The 16,682-nt window shown below is 67.2% G+C and carries 13 protein-coding genes and 2 pseudogenes; 5 read left to right on the forward strand and 10 right to left on the reverse strand.

Annotated elements, in window-relative coordinates; genetic code table 11:
* On the reverse strand, window positions 1–208 hold a 208-nt coding region (locus tag ACIA8D_RS40955; protein ID WP_399240514.1), incomplete at its 3' end, for a hypothetical protein.
* Between ACIA8D_RS40955 and ACIA8D_RS40960 the strand changes: the two are divergent.
* A pseudogene (locus ACIA8D_RS40960) lies at window positions 110–1,022 on the forward strand (IS5 family transposase). The gene ACIA8D_RS40955 and the pseudogene ACIA8D_RS40960 sit on opposite strands and share 99 nt — an antisense overlap.
* Here the strand turns inward: ACIA8D_RS40960 and ACIA8D_RS40965 are convergent.
* Window positions 1,019–1,270, reverse strand: coding sequence for a hypothetical protein (locus ACIA8D_RS40965; protein ID WP_326016332.1), 252 nt, complete (start codon window positions 1,268–1,270; stop codon window positions 1,019–1,021). The pseudogene ACIA8D_RS40960 and the gene ACIA8D_RS40965 sit on opposite strands and share 4 nt — an antisense overlap.
* Window positions 1,271–1,380: 110 nt before the next feature.
* On the opposite strand from ACIA8D_RS40965, the gene ACIA8D_RS40970 reads away from it, so the two are divergent.
* On the forward strand, window positions 1,381–1,977 hold the full coding sequence (locus ACIA8D_RS40970) for a TetR family transcriptional regulator (RefSeq protein WP_399240492.1): 597 nt from the start codon (window positions 1,381–1,383) through the stop codon (window positions 1,975–1,977).
* A gap of 131 nt (window positions 1,978–2,108) precedes the next feature.
* On the opposite strand, the pseudogene ACIA8D_RS40975 reads toward ACIA8D_RS40970, so the two are convergent.
* The 4 genes and pseudogenes from ACIA8D_RS40975 to ACIA8D_RS40990 form a co-directional block, all read right to left on the reverse strand.
* Window positions 2,109–3,337 (reverse strand): annotated as a pseudogene (locus ACIA8D_RS40975) (IS701 family transposase).
* A gap of 800 nt (window positions 3,338–4,137) precedes the next feature.
* Window positions 4,138–5,001 carry a carbohydrate ABC transporter permease gene (locus ACIA8D_RS40980; RefSeq protein WP_399240494.1) on the reverse strand — a complete coding sequence of 288 codons (864 nt, stop codon included), beginning with the start codon at window positions 4,999–5,001 and terminating at the stop codon, window positions 4,138–4,140.
* Complete coding sequence (locus tag ACIA8D_RS40985) at window positions 4,998–5,966, reverse strand: carbohydrate ABC transporter permease (RefSeq protein ID WP_399240496.1); 969 nt, start codon at window positions 5,964–5,966, stop codon at window positions 4,998–5,000. Before ACIA8D_RS40985 ends, ACIA8D_RS40980 begins: the two co-directional genes overlap by 4 nt.
* A gap of 90 nt (window positions 5,967–6,056) precedes the next feature.
* Window positions 6,057–7,376, reverse strand: coding sequence for an ABC transporter substrate-binding protein (locus ACIA8D_RS40990; RefSeq protein WP_399240498.1), 1,320 nt, complete (start codon window positions 7,374–7,376; stop codon window positions 6,057–6,059).
* Window positions 7,377–7,645: 269 nt separating this feature from the next.
* On the opposite strand from ACIA8D_RS40990, the gene ACIA8D_RS40995 reads away from it, so the two are divergent.
* Window positions 7,646–10,057, forward strand: a complete 2,412-nt coding sequence (locus tag ACIA8D_RS40995) for a glycoside hydrolase family 2 protein (protein ID WP_399240500.1) — start codon at window positions 7,646–7,648, stop codon at window positions 10,055–10,057.
* Between the two features lie 8 nt (window positions 10,058–10,065).
* Window positions 10,066–11,091 carry a LacI family DNA-binding transcriptional regulator gene (locus tag ACIA8D_RS41000; protein WP_399240510.1) on the forward strand — a complete coding sequence of 342 codons (1,026 nt, stop codon included), beginning with the start codon at window positions 10,066–10,068 and terminating at the stop codon, window positions 11,089–11,091.
* A gap of 31 nt (window positions 11,092–11,122) precedes the next feature.
* Here the strand turns inward: ACIA8D_RS41000 and ACIA8D_RS41005 are convergent, their stop codons facing one another.
* The 4 genes from ACIA8D_RS41005 to ACIA8D_RS41020 form a co-directional block, all read right to left on the reverse strand.
* Window positions 11,123–12,142, reverse strand: coding sequence for a LacI family DNA-binding transcriptional regulator (locus ACIA8D_RS41005; RefSeq protein ID WP_399240502.1), 1,020 nt, complete (start codon window positions 12,140–12,142; stop codon window positions 11,123–11,125).
* Window positions 12,143–12,232: 90 nt separating this feature from the next.
* Complete coding sequence (locus ACIA8D_RS41010) at window positions 12,233–13,588, reverse strand: cellulase family glycosylhydrolase (RefSeq protein WP_399240504.1); 1,356 nt, start codon at window positions 13,586–13,588, stop codon at window positions 12,233–12,235.
* Between the two features lie 376 nt (window positions 13,589–13,964).
* A complete protein-coding gene (locus tag ACIA8D_RS41015) occupies window positions 13,965–14,927 on the reverse strand; it encodes an ROK family protein (protein WP_399240506.1) in 963 nt (320 codons plus the stop codon).
* A gap of 459 nt (window positions 14,928–15,386) precedes the next feature.
* Window positions 15,387–16,253 (reverse strand): hypothetical protein, encoded by an 867-nt coding sequence (locus ACIA8D_RS41020; protein ID WP_399240508.1) that lies wholly within the window; start codon window positions 16,251–16,253, stop codon window positions 15,387–15,389.
* Between the two features lie 183 nt (window positions 16,254–16,436).
* On the opposite strand from ACIA8D_RS41020, the gene ACIA8D_RS41025 reads away from it, so the two are divergent.
* Entirely contained in the window at window positions 16,437–16,658 is a 222-nt protein-coding gene (locus ACIA8D_RS41025) for a helix-turn-helix domain-containing protein (RefSeq protein ID WP_399240512.1), read from the forward strand.
* The last annotated feature ends 24 nt before the right edge of the window (window positions 16,659–16,682 follow it).

Genomic DNA, 16,682 nt, shown 5'->3' on the forward strand with positions numbered 1-16,682 from the left:
CAACGACCACCCAGGCCTGATCAGTCAGCTCATGACGACGCACCACGAAAACACCAACGCGCCAACCACTTTGCGGACACGACCTAGGGCCTGTCTGATAATTGATCTTGTGGTGGGTCGTCGTGGTGAGCTGACGGATGTGGCGTGGGAGTGGATAGCGCCGCTGCTGCCCGGTGTTGATGGTCGTGGGCGGCCATGGCGTGATCATCGGCAGGTGATCAACGGGGTGCTGTGGCGGTTGAGGACGGGTGCTCCGTGGCGCGACCTGCCGGAACGCTATGGTCCGTGGCAGACGGTCTACGAGCGCTTCGCCGCTGGGAGGCGGTCGGAACCTGGGCTCGTCTACTGGAGCGAGCCCAGGTCAGGGACGACTCCGTCGGGGCTATTGAGTGGACGGTGTCAGTCGACTCCACGATCAACCGAGCCCATCAGCATGCAGCGGGAGGCAGTAAAAGGGGGCGGACGCGGGGGACGAACCGGAAGATCCAGTACGCGCGGCGGCTCGCCAGGCGCTGGGCCGCTCACGCGGTGGACTGACCACCAAGGTTCATCTTGCCTGCGACGGCCGCGGCCTGCCCCTGGCCGTCGTCGTCACGCCGGGCAATGTCAACGACTCCACCGCCTTCGACACGGTGATGGACGAATTGCGGGTGCCTCGTGTCGCTTCCGGACGCCCCCGCCGGAAACCTGAGGTGCTCCTCGCGGACAAGGCGTACTCATCTCGCGCGATCCGCCGCGGCCTGCGAGGGCGGGGCATCCGGACCGTGATCCCTGAGCGGGCCGACCAGAAGGCCAACCGCCTGCGGTGCGGCCGGGCTGGCGGCAGACCGCCGAGCTTCGACCACGAACTCTACAAAGCCCGCAACGTCGTCGAACGCTGCTTCGCGCGCCTCAAGCAGTTCCGCGCCTTCGCCACCCGATTCGACAAACTCGCCGACCGCTACCGCGCCGGCGTCCACCTCGCCTCGCTGGTCCTCTGGCTCCGCGAAACCGCCCGAGCCCTGCACCCAGGCCCTCCTTAAGCCGATGCGCGCGGGGTGCGCCGGGCCAGCAGCTTTCCGCGGACCCGGTGAAGGCGGGGCATCAGGACGTAGACGACGGTTGGCACGACGAGCGCACTCAGGATCAGTGTCTGCACCACCATCGGCAGACCGTCGAGCCAGGTGTGAAACAGCAGCTCCAGCACGGTGAGGGTGGGGAAGACCGACACCCAGATCATGAGCGCCATGTGGTGCTTGGGGGGCGGGCCGGAAAGCGCCGGGTGAGACATGACAGTCAGCTCCCTACAGGTCGACGAAAATTCCAAACGGTTGTTTGGACTGTAACTCCGGCGAGGCCCGGATTCCAAACAGTCATTTGGAGAGGGGGTAGGATGAGCTCATGGCCTGGGACACCGCGCGCACCAAGCAAGCCCTGCTCGACGCCGCCATCGACGAGTTCGCCGAGCACGGCTTCGAAGGCGCACGGGTCGCTCGTGTCGGCACCCGGGCAGGAGTCAACCCGGAGCGGATCTACCAGTACTTCGGCAACAAGGAAAAGCTCTTCGGTGCGGTGCTGGAGGCAGAGCTGGACCGGATCGCCGCCGCGATCCCGCTGACCGCCGACCAAGCAACCGACCTGGGCGAATACGCCGGGAAGCTCTACGACTACCACCGCTCGCGCCCGCAGTTCATCCGCCTGCTGCACTGGGAGGGCCTGCGCGACACCGGCATCCCGGCCCTGCCTGAGGCTGAACGGACCGCCATCTACCGCTCACGGGTCGAAGCTCTGGCCCAGGCCCAGGCCAGGGGCGACCTCGACCCCACACTCGCGCCCGACAGCCTCTTCTACGCGATCCTCGCCCTGGGCGCCTGGTGGTTCAGCGTCCCACAGGCCGTCCGCATGATCTTCGGCGGTACTACAGATCCGGCGAATGAGCGCGCCGCCATGGTGAGCCTGGTGCGACAGCTGGCAGGCCAGCCCAGCCCGGCGCGCTGACGGCGGATTGTCAGCCCCCCTAGTAGTGCTTCGTTAGGATCTGGCTCTGGTGAGTGGTTGGCCGCAGGTGGTGCAGGTGCCGGTCCAGCACCGCAGTATGTCCTGCAGGGTGTCGAGGACTTGGTAGAGGCTCAGGCCGGGCTCGGTGCTTTTGGGTCGTAGCGCCGCAGGGTGAGGAAGGCCTGGGCGGCGGTGACGAGGGTGACGTGATGGTGCCAGCCGCGCCAGGTGCGGCCCTCGAAGTGGTCCAGGCCCAGGCCGTGTTTGAGTTCGCGGTAGTCGTGCTCGATGCGCCAGCGCATCTTCGCGAACCGCACCAGGTCCGTGATCGGGGTGGTGGCGGGCAGGTTGCTCATCCAGTAACCGGTCGTCTCGCTGGAGTCGTCGCCCTGTTCGACCAGCAGGGTCCGCAGGGGCAGCCTGCCGTCCCAGCGGGCCCGTCCACCGGCCCGTTCCTGGGCGGTTCGGCGGGCGATCTTGCCCGCGGGCCGGACCTGGAGCACCGCGAAGCGAGAAGTCAGCGGGCCCTTGCTGCCGCGCCGCCAGGTCACCTGCTCAAACGGTGTGGTGACATCGACCAGGCCCCTCAGAGACCGGGCACGTCCGCGATAACAGGGCCGGGTCGGCGGCCCCAGCCCGCCATAGGGCGGCCGGGACGGTTCGGCCGCCTCTGCCTGGACGGTCTCCTTGGCATCGACCGCCACCACATAACACCAGCCGCGTTCCTCCAGCGCCTGCCGGAAGGAGACGCTGCGGCCGTAGCCGGCATCGGCCACGATCACCGGCACCTGCTCCACCGACCCGGACAACTGGTCGAGCAGGTCCAGCGCCAGCCGGGGCTTGGGCAGATGTCCGACGTCCTCGGGCACGCCCGCGGCCTTGCGCCGCGCGTCATCGCCGCCCCACTCCTCGGGCAGGAACAGCGCCCACTGAAGCGGGCACGAGGCAACGTCGGTGGCCGCGTGCACGCTGACCGCGACCTGGCAGTTGGCCCGCTTGCCCAGCGCGCCGCAGTACTGCCGGGTCACCCCCACCGACGCCTTCCCGCACTTGGGGAACGACACGTCGTCGACCACCCACGCCTCGGGCCGGATCACCTCGCAGACCCGCTCGGCGATGCGGCGCCGCACCGGCGTCCAGTCCCACGGGGACTGGCTGACGAACTGCTGCAGGGCCTGCATGTTCCCGTCCGGCAGCCGCTCGGCCATCGGATGGATCGACTTGCGCCGCCCGTCCAGCATCAGCCCCCGCAGATAGCACTCGCCCCAGCCCGCTGGTCCCTGCGAGGCACCGAGGCGAACACATCCGCGACGAAGAGCTCCAACTCCGCCCGCAAACGGTTCACTTCATGTGCGTCCACACACCCAACATGCTCTTGATCAGCGCCAACGACCAGACCCAACGAAGCACTACTAGGTGTCCGAAGGAATCCCCATCGCGATATGTAACTGGGACGAAAAACCGCTGTGAGCACCTAAGTTGGCGTCTCTACTCTCGGTCCATAACATGGAACGAGGCCAGCGGCACCGTCAGCCAGACCTTCGACAGTTGGCGGTACACCGACGCGCAGAACCGCGCCTACCTGCGGCTCTTGGCGGAGCGGTCCCACGCGGCCTACAGCGGACCGGCCCGGTGATCGAGGCAGGCGGTGACGGAATTCGCCTTCCAGTTCCCGCCGCCGTACTTGGAGTCCCACCGCCGGGCCTCGTCGGCCGCCTCACCGGGTCTTCCTGACCTTCCTGTGGCAGCGCGGTCTCCTGGAGTCACGAAGGCCATGAGGGGGAAATTCGCTGGCAGCTCAGGGACACCGGGTAAATGGCACTCTCTGACCGCCCCGGACGCGTGACGCGATCAACCGCGCCCTCGACCATCGCTCGGTCAGCCCGGGGCCACGCAGGGCGCGATGCAACACGGTCCCCTCGACCACGGCGTCGAGCTGACGGGAGGCGTCGCCGTCGAATTACTGCTCCAGGCAGGCTCGACGACGGGACATCCACAGTTGCACGAGTTCGATACACGGGCACGGCGGAACCTGGCTGCGCAGCCGTACCCCTGCCGCCCTCTCATATGCCCACGCCGACACCTGTCCAGTACGGCCTCACCGCCACCGAACGCCGTTGGCGCAGGCAGCGGTGAGGCCGTACTGGACAGGCACGTGGACTACTTGGTCGCCCCCTGGGCGAAGCCGTTGTAGATGTAGCGCTGCAGGAAGAGGAAGATGAGCAGCGTCGGCAGGATGACGAGGATCGCGCCGGCAGAGATGGCTTCCCAGTGCGCGCCGAACGGCCCTTTGAACCGGAACAGCGCGGTGGAGATCGTCCCCTTGTCCTCCGAGGGCATGTACAGGAACGGGATGTAGAAGTCGTTGTACGTCGTGATGCCCTTGACGATGACGACGGTGGCGATGGCCGGCTTGAGCAGCGGCAGGATGATCTTCCGGTAGATGGTGAAGGTGTTGGCGCCGTCCAGCCTGGCCGCTTCGTCGAGCGAGGTCGGGATGCCCCGGATGAACTGCAGGAAGATGTAGATCGAGACGATGTCCGTGCCCATGTAGAGCAGGATCGGCGCCCACCGCGTGTCCACCAGGCCGAACCTGTTGACGACTTGGAAGGTGGCGACCTGCGTCGTCACCCCAGGGACCAGCGTGGCTATCAGGAACAGTGCCATGACCGTCTTCTTCAGCCGGAACTCGAAGCGGTCGATCGCGTAGGCCGTCATCGAACCGATGAGGACGGTGCCGGTGATCGAGAACAGCAGGATGAACGCCGTGTTCCCGAACGCCGTGAGCATCCGCCCGTCATTGAACGCGGTCGCGTAGTTGGAGAAGTTCAGCCAGTCGTGCGGCAGACTCAGCGCGCCGCCGTCACTCACCTCCCGGGAGGACTTCAGGGAAGTGAGGAGGACAACCACCAGCGGGACGAGGACCACGAGTGAGGCGACGACCAAGGAGAGGTACGTCAGGGCCGTGCCGATTCGGGGCCGCTTGCGGGGCGTCGGCAGGTCGGAGGTCGTGAGCGTGGTCATACGAGGTCTACCTTGTCGTCGGGCACAATGCGCCGCTGGATCCACGTGATCAGCAGGATGATCAGGAGCAGCACCACGGCGCAGGCCGAGGCAAGTCCCGTCTTGTTGAACTGGAAGGCGAGTTTGATCGTCTGGATGACGAAGGTCGACGTTCCGGTCGCGCCGCCGGTCATGATGTAGGGGATCTCGAAGACGGCGAGCGAGCCGGAGATCGCCAGGATGACGCTGAGGCTGAGCACCGGTTTGATGCCTGGCACGATGATGTGCCGGAACTGCTGCCAGCGGCTCGCGCCGTCGAGCTGCGCGGCCTCGTACAGCTCACCCGGGATCGACTGGATCGCGCCGAGGAACAGCACGAAGTTGAGTCCGGTGAACCGCCACACGGACACCCCGGCGAGCGAGGTGTTCGCCGACTCCGGATCCCCGAGCCACGCGTGATCGCCGCCGGCCCCGAACCACGAAAGGACCGAGTCGAGGGTGCCGCCGTCCTGGAAGAAGTACAGGAAGACGAAGCCGATGGCGACACCGTTGATCAGGTACGGGAAGAACAGAATCCCTTTGAAGAGATTCCGGAACCGCAGATCGAAGCTGAGCACGGTCGCGAAGTAGAGCGCGATCACGATCTGCACGGCCGACGCGGCCAAATAGTAGAAGCTGACGGCGAAGACTCTGAACAGCTCGGGCCGCGTGAAGAGTTGGGTGTAGTTGTCGAGCCCGGTGAAGTTCCGGTCGGGGCTGACGCCGTCCCAGTCCGTGAAGCTGTAATAGATCATGTTGCCCACGGGGACGTACGTGAACGTGATCAGTAGCGCGAGGGGCGCCAGAAGGAACAGCCACGGGGTGATCTTGCGCAGCGGGCGGTCGCGCCAGGACCGGGTGGGCGGGGCGCTGTGCCGGGAGCGGCGTCGGGCGGGAACGACGCTGGGATCCGGTGCCGGTCGTGCTTTGGGGGTGGTGTCAGTCATGCGGGACGGCCCTTTCATGGTCCGCGTCGAGCATCTTGCGGTGCGGGGCCCCGCCGGGTGGGCGGCGGGGCCCCGGGCGCGTGCGCGCGGTCAGTTGCCGGCGGTGGCGGCCGCGTCGGCCCAGCGCTTGTCCAGCTCGTCGAAGTAGTCCTGCAGAGAGCCCTTCTGGGCGCCCCGCGCGATGTCGATCAGCTTCTGCCGGTAGTCCGGCTTGGCGAGACCGATCTCGGAGGCGTTGTCGATGGCGTTGACCTGCTCGGTCTTGGCCTCGGAGCGCTCCACGAGCTTGACATCGTTGTCTTGGAAGGGCTTGAGAACATCCGGGTAGCTCATCGAGGTAATGGCCGAGACTCCGCCTTCCTTGGCGGCGAAGCCGGACTTCTCGGTGAACCAGTCGATCCAGGCGCGGGCGGCAGCCTTGTGCTCGGAGTGCGCGTTCACGGCCAGTTGGTAGTCGGAGAGCATCGTGGCGCAGGACTTGCCGCCCTTCTGGACCGGTACGGGCATAAAGCCGATGTCGTCCGGGTTCTCACCCGCCTTGGTGGCGGCATCGCGCATCTGGTTCACGGCCCAGGAGCCGAGCAGCATGCTGCCGATCTTCCCCTTGGCCAGGTCGGTCTTGGACGTCTCCCAGTTCGTGGTGGTCGGGTCCTTCTCGGACAGCTTGTCGTGGACGACGTCGTAGAGCATGGTGTCCAGGACGTTGAGGTCGCTGCCCTTGGCCCACGGCTTGTCGGACGTCGCGAGCGCGTCCGACGCGTTCGCGTCGCAGCTGACCGATCCGACGCTGTTGGTCCAGGGACTGCTCAGCGGCCAGCCGTCCTTGAAGTTGGTGTAGTACGGGGTGACCCCGGTCTTTACCTTGATCTGCTTCAGGTCCTCGAGGAACTGCGCCGGCGTGGTCGGCCAGTCGTCGATGCCGGCCTTCTTCCACAGTGCCTTGTTGTAGACCAGGCCGTTGACGGTGCCGAAGTTCGCTATGCCGTACAGCTTGCCGCGTACGTTGGTCTTGTCGGTGAAGCGGTAGAGCCGGGCCATGTCCTTGGTGTCGCCCAGCGGGGCGAAGAACTTCGGATAGTCCCCCTTCGCGATCACCGAGGGGATCAGCAGGACGTCACCGTACTTGTCCGTGTTCATCCTGATCTTCACCTCCCCTTCGTAGTCGGTGATGCCCTCGAACTTCACCGTCACCTTGGGATGTGTCTTCTTGAACTCGGCGGCATACTTCTTCATCGTGCCGTTCTGCACGAGGTCAGTTCGGTTGGTGAGCACGGTGATGGTGCCCGACGCCTTGCTGGGGTCCGAGGGTGCGGTCGCCGCCTCCCCTGTCGAGGACCCTCCTCCGCCACACCCCGCGACGGTCAGCATCGCGGTGGCAAGCAGCGCGGCGCTCAGCGACTTCCTCCTCATGTGCCCAACTCCTTTCAAGGGTTACGGCTCAGGCCTCGGTGGCTGACCGCACTATGTCAGCCATGCGTGAACCGGTAAAGCTGCGATTTCCGGCGTGATACTCAATCGTTACCTGGACATCCCGCTACGTTCTGACCCGACAGCGCCTTCCTGGTGTGTTGTGTGCCCCCGCGATCACTTCTGTGGACTGGACCGGTTAATTGAATCAGGGTTAGGTTGGCGGACGTTGCGCACGGCCAGGGCCTGCGCCTGTCTGATGGGAGTCGCTGATGAAGGACGTCGTCCAGCTGACCGAGGGCTGGCAACTCGGCTACGAGGGAGGAGCCCTGGATGCCCAGGTCCCCGGCTGCGTCCACACGGATCTGCTGACTGCCGGCCATATCCCCGACCCCTTCCTCGGCATGAATGAAACTGAGGTGGCCTGGGTGGGGCGACGGGCCTGGACCTACACACGTCGACTGGACACCATGACGTCCGGCTCCGCCCCACATGAACGCACCGACCTAGTCTTCGAGGGCCTCGACACCGCCGCCCACATCGCGCTGGGCGGGCAGGAGTTGGGCCGCACCCGTAACATGCACCGCTCCTACCGGTTCGATGTCACGGGCAGGTCGGGCGAGTTGAGTGTCACGTTCGACTCCGCCTACGACGAGGCCGACTCCGTGCGGGAACTGACCGGCGACCGGCCCAATGTCTATCCCGAGCCGTTCCAGTACATCCGCAAGATGGCCTGCAGTTTCGGCTGGGACTGGGGACCGACCGTAGTCACCGCCGGAATGTGGCGTCCCGTCCGGTTGGAACACTGGTCGACGGCGCGCATCGCACGGGTGCGGCCACTGGTGACCGTGGACGGTGTGCGCGGCCGCGTGGAACTCCACATCGACCTCGAACGCACCGAGACCGGCACGGGCCGCCCACTCGCCGTGCATGCCACCGTGGCAGGGGTCTCGACCCGTACCGAATTCGACGGCGCCCACGCCATTGTCGTACTCGACGTGCCGGACGTGCGGCTGTGGTGGCCGCGCGGATACGGCGAACAGCCGCTCTACGACGTGGCACTGACCTTGCTCGACGGTGGGCGGGAGCTGGACACGTGGCGGCGCCGCGTGGGATTTCGCACCGTCGAACTGGACCGCGCTCCCGACGATCACGGCACCGGCTTCACCTTCGTCGTCAACGGCGAACGGATCTTCGTCCGCGGAGTCAACTGGATCCCCGACGACGTGCTGCCCTCCCGGATCACACCCGAGCGCTACCGGGCGCGGCTGGAGCAGACCGCTGCGGCCAACGTCGACCTCGTCCGCATCTGGGGCGGCGGCATCTACGAGGACGACGCCTTCTACGACGCGTGCGACGAGCTGGGCCTCATGGTCTGGCAGGACTTCCCCTTCGCCTGCGCCGCCTACCCGGAGGAGCAGCCACTGCGCGGCGAGGTGGAGGCCGAGGCCCGCGAGAACGTCGTACGTCTGATGCCGCACCCCAGCCTCGTCCTGTGGAACGGCAACAACGAGAACCTGTGGGGTTTTCGCGACTGGGACTGGGAAGAGCCACTCGCCGGCAACTCCTGGGGCGAGGGCTACTACCTCGGCCTGCTGCCCCGCGTGGTCGCCGAGTTGGACCCCACCCGGCATTACTCGGCGGGCAGCCCGTGGTCCGGTTCATGGGACCATCACCCCAACGACCCCGACCACGGCACGTACCACTCGTGGGAGGTGTGGAACCGGCAGGACTACACCGAGTACCTCAAAAACGTGCCCCGCTTCGTCTCCGAATTCGGCTGGCAGGCACCCCCGGCGCTGGCCACCCTGCGCCGTGCGCTGCCCGGCGAGGACCTCGCGCCGGACTCTCCCGGCATGCTCCACCACCAGAAGGCCGAAGACGGCAACGGCAAGCTGAACCGTGGCATCGAGCGCCACTTCGCCCCACCCCAGGGCGACTTCGACCGCTGGCACTACCTCGCGCAGGTGGTCCAGGCCCGCGCGATCGCCACCGGCATCGAGCACTGGCGCGCCAACTGGCCACGCTGCGCGGGCACCATCGTGTGGCAGATCAACGACTGCTGGCCCGTCAGCTCCTGGTCCGCCATCGACGGCGACGGCCGCCTCAAGCCCCTCCACCACGAACTGCGCCGCGTGTACGCCGACCGGCTCCTGACCCTCCAGCCGGGTCCCGACGGGCCCGAACTCGTCCTGGCGAACCAGGGATCCGTGCCGTGGGCCTGCGAGGTCACGCTGCGCCTGATGCGGACCGACGGCACGCTCGCCACCCGCATCTCGCTCGGTTTCACCGTGCCCGCACGCGAGGTCCTGCGTCTGCCGGCCCCGCCGGAGGTGCGGCCCGCGGCGGGAGCCACCAAGGAGTACCTCGTGGCGGACGCCGACGGACAGCGGGCGTTCCATCTTCCCGTACGGGACAAGGAGTTCGGATATCCGGCGCCGCGCTTCGACATCGCGGTGGAGACGGTGGGCCAGGACCCGGACACGGTCGACCTCGTCGTGCACGCGCACACGCTCGTACGGGACCTGCTGCTGCAGCCCGACCGCCTCACGCCGCACGCGACCGCCGACCGCGGTCTGCTCACGCTGTTGCCCGGCGAGACGACCCGCATTCGGGTACGCGGGGCCGCGGGCGCGGGTGCCAATGCGTTCCGCGCGGCACTCTTCTGTGTGGAACCGGCGTGACCGCTTCCATGCAACGTGTCACCATCAAGGACGTCGCGGCCGCCGCCGGGGTGTCCAAGGGCGCAGTGTCGATCGCCTTCAACCACAAGCCAGGGCTGTCCGAGACCACACGCGAGCGCATCTTCGCCACAGCCCGGGAGCTGGGCTGGGCACCCAACTCCTCCGCGCGCAGCCTGTCGACGCAGCGGACCGACACCATCGGCCTGGCCCTGTGCCGGCCCGCCCGGCTGCTCGGACTCGAACCGTTCTACATGGAGTTCATCTCCGGCATCGAGAGCGTCCTGGCCGAACACTCCTGTTCCCTTCTGCTCCGTCTGGTCAGCAGCTTGGAGGAAGAGATCGCCCTGCAGGAGACGTGGTGGCGTGAACGTCAGATCGGCGGATCCATCCTGGTCGACTTCCACCAGGACGACCCGCGGATCGCGCCGCTCGAGCAGCTGGGCCTCCCGGCGGTGGCGGTCGGGCATCCCGATCTGACGGGTGGGATTGCCTCGGTGTGGACGGACGACGCCACAGCGATGGCCGAGGCCGTGCGCTACCTCGCCGCCCTCGGCCACCGGCACATCGCACGTGTGGGCGGCCCCCCGGGCCTGGGGCACAGCGCCATCCGTGAACGGGCCTTCGAGCACACCTTGCTGGATCTCGGCCTGGGCCCTGGAGTCCAGGTCACCACGGGGTTCGCCGGCGAGGAAGGAGCCCGTGCGACACGCTCGCTCCTGCTGCGGCCCGAGCGGCCGACCGCCGTCGTCTACGACAACGACATCATGGCGGTGGCCGGGCTCGGCGTCGCGGCCGAAATGGGCATCTCGGTACCGGACGAGCTGTCCCTGCTCGCCTGGGACGACTCCCAGCTGTGCCGCCTGACCCACCCGACCCTGTCGGCGATGAGCCACGATGTACACGGCTTCGGTGCCGAGGTCACCCGGGAGCTGTTCACAGTCATCGCCGGCCGGGACGTGACACCGCACCCGGTCCGGACACCCTCACTGACACCTCGCGCGTCGACGGCCGCGCCACCCGCCCCGCGGACCTGACCGCGAGGCCACGACCGGGCACGGGCCCACCTCAACGGGGGTGAGGTGGGCTCGTACTCGCCCGCGGCACCAGGCGGGCAGCTGCGACCTGCAGGTGCTCGACAGGCTCTTTGTCGATCGTCGCCAGCAAGGTCCTGGCGGCGCAGGCCCCGTATTCGGGGATGTCCCGTGTCAGAGCGGTGAGTTGAGGCCGCACCGCCTGGGTAAAGGGCGAGTCGTCCCATGCCACCAAGGACAGCTCGCGCGGCACTTCCACGTTCAGTTCCTGGGCGACCGACAGGCCCGCGACGGCCATGATGTCGTTGTCGTAGACGATCGCGGTGGGGCGTTCGGCGGAGATGAGCAGCCTGCGCGTGGCCTGTGCGCCGTCCTCGCCTGAGTAGTCGGTGTGGACCACGACCGGCTCGAGCAGTCCCGCTTCACGACAACTCTCCTCGAACGCCGCGTCGCGCACCGTGGTGTGCGCCAGGTGAGCGAGTCCCGCCACTCGTGCGATCCTGCGGTGCCCCAGAGCGGAGAGATAGGCCACCGTCTCCCGCATGCTGGCGGCATCGTCGGACCAAACGGCGGGCACGGCCCCGGCGGCCGCCGGCGGACCCAGCGCCACCACGGGCAGATCGAGGGCCGCGAAGGCGGGAACCCGGGGGTCGTCGTCGTGCAGATCGACGAGGAGCGCGCCGTCCACCCGGCCCTCGCCCCACCACCGCCGGTACAGCTCGATCTCGTCGTCGTGACTGGTGACGGTCTGCAGCATGAGCGCGATGGAGCGAGGCGCGAGCTCCGATTCGATGCCGCTGATGAGCTCCATGAAGAACGGCTCGACGCTGAGAGTGCGCGCGGGCCGGCACACAGCGAGGCCGACGGCACGAGCCTGCGCCCCGTTCAGGGCACGGGCGGCGCTGCTGGGCCGCCAGCCGACCTCCTGCGCGATCTCCTTGATCTGTGCGCGGGTCTGCGCGGAAACGCCCGGCTGATCGTTGAGCGCGTAGGAAACCGCGACCTTGGAGACACCCGCCTGACGCGCGATGTCCGCGATCGTCGGCCGCTTCATGCACCCTCCCGCTGTACCGGTTCCGCCCTTCAGCGACCGACCTTACCGGTCGGCCGCTGGAGGGCACTCATCCGGTCACTGAACGGGGGTTCAGGCGGTGGTGCAGGTCTTGCCGTCGAGGGAGAAGGCCTTCGGCGCGGTGTTCGTGCCGCTGGAGGAACCGTTGAGGCCGAAGCTCACCGTGCCGCCCGCAGGGATGGAGTTCGTCCAGGACTCCGGGGTGATGTGGACGGCGGTGCCGTCCTGGGCCGCCTTGGCGTTCCACACCGAGTTGATCTTCTGCTGCCCGGGGAAGGTGAAGTCGAGCTTCCAGCCGTCGATCTTCTGGTCCGACGTGTTGCGGACGGTGACATCGGCGTTGAAGGAGCTGCCCCAGTCACTCAGGCGGTAGCTGACGGCGCAGGCACCGCTGCCGTTGTCCTGCCCCGGATCGGTGCCTCCGTCGGTGCTGCCGAAGACGCTGGCCTCCTTGGCGGTGGCCTTGATGCCGTTGGTTCCGTCGAACAGGCGCTTGCCCCAGTCCGTCAGCTGCCCTGCGTCGAAGTTCTGCACCAGGTCGAGGTACTCGACGCCGCTGCCGTTGCCGCTCCAGGACCAGCCCATATAGCCGATGCCCAGGGACTGAGAGGTGGACATGATGGCGTCCTCGTCCGGGTTGCCGTCGGAGTGCATGTCGCCGAACTCACCGACGACGACCGGCAGTTTGGCTGTGGCGAACCGGTTGAGGTAGTCGCTGACCTCGGCCGGGGTGTCGTAGACGCCGTACATGTGGATGTCGAAGAGGACGTTGCGGTCGGGGTCGGCGGCCAGGACCCCTGCGGCGTTGTCGCGCATGGTGAAGGACCAGTCCTGGCCCCAGTTCGGGGCGTCGACCATCAGTGTGTGATCCAGGCCCGCGGTCCGCAGTCGGCCGATGGCGTTCTTGGTGTCGTCTGTCCAGGCGCTGTAGTTGGTGTTGCCGTACGACTCGTTGCCGATGTTGACCAGCACGTACTTCTCCTGGCCCACCAGCGCGTCCTTGACGCTCAGCCAGTAGTCGACCGCCTTGGACAACGAGACGGCGGCGCCCGCCTCGCCGTAGCCGGTGGTGTCGTGGGCCTCCAGCACGCAGATCAGCCGGTTCGCCTTGCACTCGGAGACGACCTTGGCGACATCGGCGGTGTCGTTCTTGGTCCACTGGTCGCCGGTGCCGAGCACCACACGCACGGTGTTGGCGCCCTTGGCCTTGATGTCCTTCAGCGCCTGGTTGGTCTTGTCGGGGTACCAGGTGTGCGCGTGGTTGACGCCACGCATCACGAAGTCCTTGTTGTTGGCGTCCAGCAGTCGGCCGTCCTGAATGTGGAAGCCAGGCGTGTCGGCCGCCTGTGTGGCGGGGGCGCCCGCAAGGAGTGCGGCGCAGGTGGCTATGAGCGCTCCGGTCGCGACTGCGGCTCGTGCTCGTCTCATGTACTGCTCCTGGTTCGATGGGTGCGCACCGGTTCTTGGGGAGCCCACATCAGCTGCCCGCGGTACGCCTTGTCATCAGGGGCGGTGCAGGCTGCGCCCACTGAGCCGCGGACGCAGCAGACCAGGCGCCCAGCTCGATGCCTGGTCGACCGCTGCCCGGAGGATGCGGCTCACTCCGGACAGCGGCGTGCCCGAGCGGTACGCGGGGAGTTGCCCGGCCCTCTGTCTGAACTGCGAGAACACAAAAACAGCGGGCCGGTTTTGACGATTCCGCTCGGCGACGGGCATGACACTAGGGGGGCAGACACCCAAGCACAACACTCTTGGCGGAACCGGTTAAGTTCCTGCGAGGGAAAGAGCCCGATCAACTTCTCCGCTAGCCGGCAAGGCCGGCATCAAGGACCGCTGCGCGGCCCGTCAGTGTGCGGGCGGCCGCCGCGGCGCCGACCAGCCCGGCATCCTGCGCAAGGGCCGCAGGGCGCACCTCGACGTCTCGGGCGAAGTCAAGCGTGGCGTAGCTGTCGAGGTACCGCCGCAGCGGTGCGAACAGGAGGTCACCAGCCTGCGCCACACCGCCGCCGATGACCACGACATCGACCTCGACCAACGTGGCCGTGGCAGCGATACCCGCCGCCAACGCCTGAGCGGCCCGGTCGAATACGGCCAGGGCGAGTGCGTCGCCCTGACGGGCGGATGCCGCGACTGCCGCAGCCGTGGCATCTTCCCCCCGCGGCGGCTCCCACCCCGCAGCCCGCGCCCGCCGGGCGATCGCGGTCCCGCTGGCCACCCCTTCCACACAGCCGCGCGCTCCACACGGGCAATCCTCACCGTCGAGATCGACACTGATGTGACCGATGTGCCCAGCATTCCCCGAACGCCCCGGGTGCAGTTGACCATTGAGGATGAGGCCTCCACCGACCCCCGTGGAGACCACCATGCACAGCGCGTTGTCGACACCGCGGGCCGCACCCATCCAATGCTCTGCTGCGGCCATGGCCACCGCATCCCCCACGAGCACGGGTTCCACGCCGGAAAACAGCAACGGATGCGCCCGCACCTCACGAACCAGCGGAAACCCCCGCCAGGCCGGGATGTTGACCGGACTGACGGTGCCTTCCACCGTATCCACAGGGCCCGCACTGGCGACACCAAGACCCCGAATGGTGGCCCAAGCCGGGTCCCGGGCAAGGGCGTCCAGCACATCGTTGACCGCCCCCATCAGCGCACGCGACGACCCCCGTGCCGGGGTAGGACGCTGAGCACGCCGCGTCACACGTCCTTCCGCGTCAACCAGGGCCCCCGCAATCTTCGTCCCTCCGATGTCCAACGCCGCATACATGAGCCCTCCCCTTCCGGCACGAACTGAAAGCCGTGCTTCGCGCAATCGATGACACCGTCAACATGAGGATACTTAACCGATTCACCTCCAAGAACGAGGGATTGGGATTGCTTCCGATCTTGATGTACCCCAGGGCCGGGCGAGAACCGATCACCCGCCCTGCGGTTCGCGTCGCACACCTGCACGCCACTCACCACACCAAGGGCGGCACGTCCGCGCCCCGACGGTGGGATCCACCCCAGCCTTCCTGGCCCCCTTGATGGGGATCACCGATTCAAAGATCTCTATCATCCTGGCCCTCACAGCTCTGGCTCTCGCGCAAGCCCCGTATTCAAGCAGCGACGTCTGCCGCCTGTACGCAAAGGTGTCCTTGCCCACCAAACCGGCCTGCACGACCAGGACCACCACGACCTTCAGCTCTTCCTCATCGCGGCACGGCCGCACCCACAAGACCATCGCTCAGCCCCCACCCCGAGCCGCCAAAGCATTCGGCTCCGGCGCGGCCCGAAGCGGGAGCATGACTCGATTCTTTGCCTCAGGGCGAGAAAAGACAGTGCTGGCGTGACAGGTGGACCTACAGGACGCATACCGCAACACAACTGAACTTGACACAGAATCGAGCTGGAACAGGCCGATGGTGTCGCTGCCTTGAGTGAGCTTGAACGCCCAGAAGTCATCGAGCGGCACTTGCTGGTTGTTGTCGAGGTCGATGTCCTTGCCGGTCACCCGGTGGATCTCCCGCACCGCGTACGCCATCGCGGACTGCATGCGTACGCCGAGCACATCGAGCTTGAGCAGGCCGAGGTCCTCCACGTCCTCCTTGTCCCCTTGGGCCATCGGGTACTGGCCGCCGGGGGTGGGCTGCACCGGCAGCCGCTCAAGCAGGAAACGGTTGCTCAGGATCACGCCGCACGGGGGTGCATCGCCATGCCGCGTGGCAGGGGCGTCAAGGCCCTCACCGAGCTCCCACAACGGCCCGAACTGTCCCGCCTCCGCGGCAAGTTGCCGCAACTCCAGCAGCTCAGCCAGGGCAGACGTGATGTCGCATGCGCGGATGTGCGGGAACGACTTGGCGACCTTGTCCACCGTCTGGGGTGCGATGCCTAGCGCGAAACCAGTGTCCCGCAGGGCGTGACGGGCCCGGTACGTGTCGGGCATGCCGGTGACCGCGACGCGGTCGGTCCCGAACCGCTCGATGATCCTGTCGTACACCTCGAGCCGGCGGACCGACTCCACGTCGATGTCGATGTCGGGCAACGAACTGCGGCGTTCGCTGAGGAACCGTTCGAACAACAGCCGGTGCTGCAGCGGGTTCGCGGTCGCCACGTACAGGGAGTGGTTACTGACGTTCCGGCCGTGATGTCGCGATGGGGTGACAGGTGGCGGCCTACGCGGTATGCCCAAAGCGTGAGGTATCCGCAAGGCGGTGGACTGACGACTGAGTGGCGGGCGTTTCGGGAGTGCATCCAGATGGAGGCCGCGGGGATGTTCGACGCCGGGCAGGACAACATGGTGGTAGCCAAACGGTTGCGGGTCAGCGTGCGCTCGGTGCAGCGGTGGCGTGCGGCCTGGCAGGAGGACGGCTCCCAGGCGCTGCGTTCGAGGGGTTCAGCTGCCCGGCCGAAGCTGAGTGAGGCCCTGGCGCGCACGGGTGGCCGGACTAGGGGCTCTCGTTTGGATCACCGTGCGGACCACAGGGAGATGCCTGCGATGTGGAGTCCGGCCAGGTAGATGGTCGCTGTCTTCTCGTAACGG

The organism is Streptomyces sp. NPDC051684, assembly GCF_044453445.1.
In the GTDB taxonomy this organism is placed as follows: Bacteria; Actinomycetota; Actinomycetes; order Streptomycetales; family Streptomycetaceae; genus Streptomyces.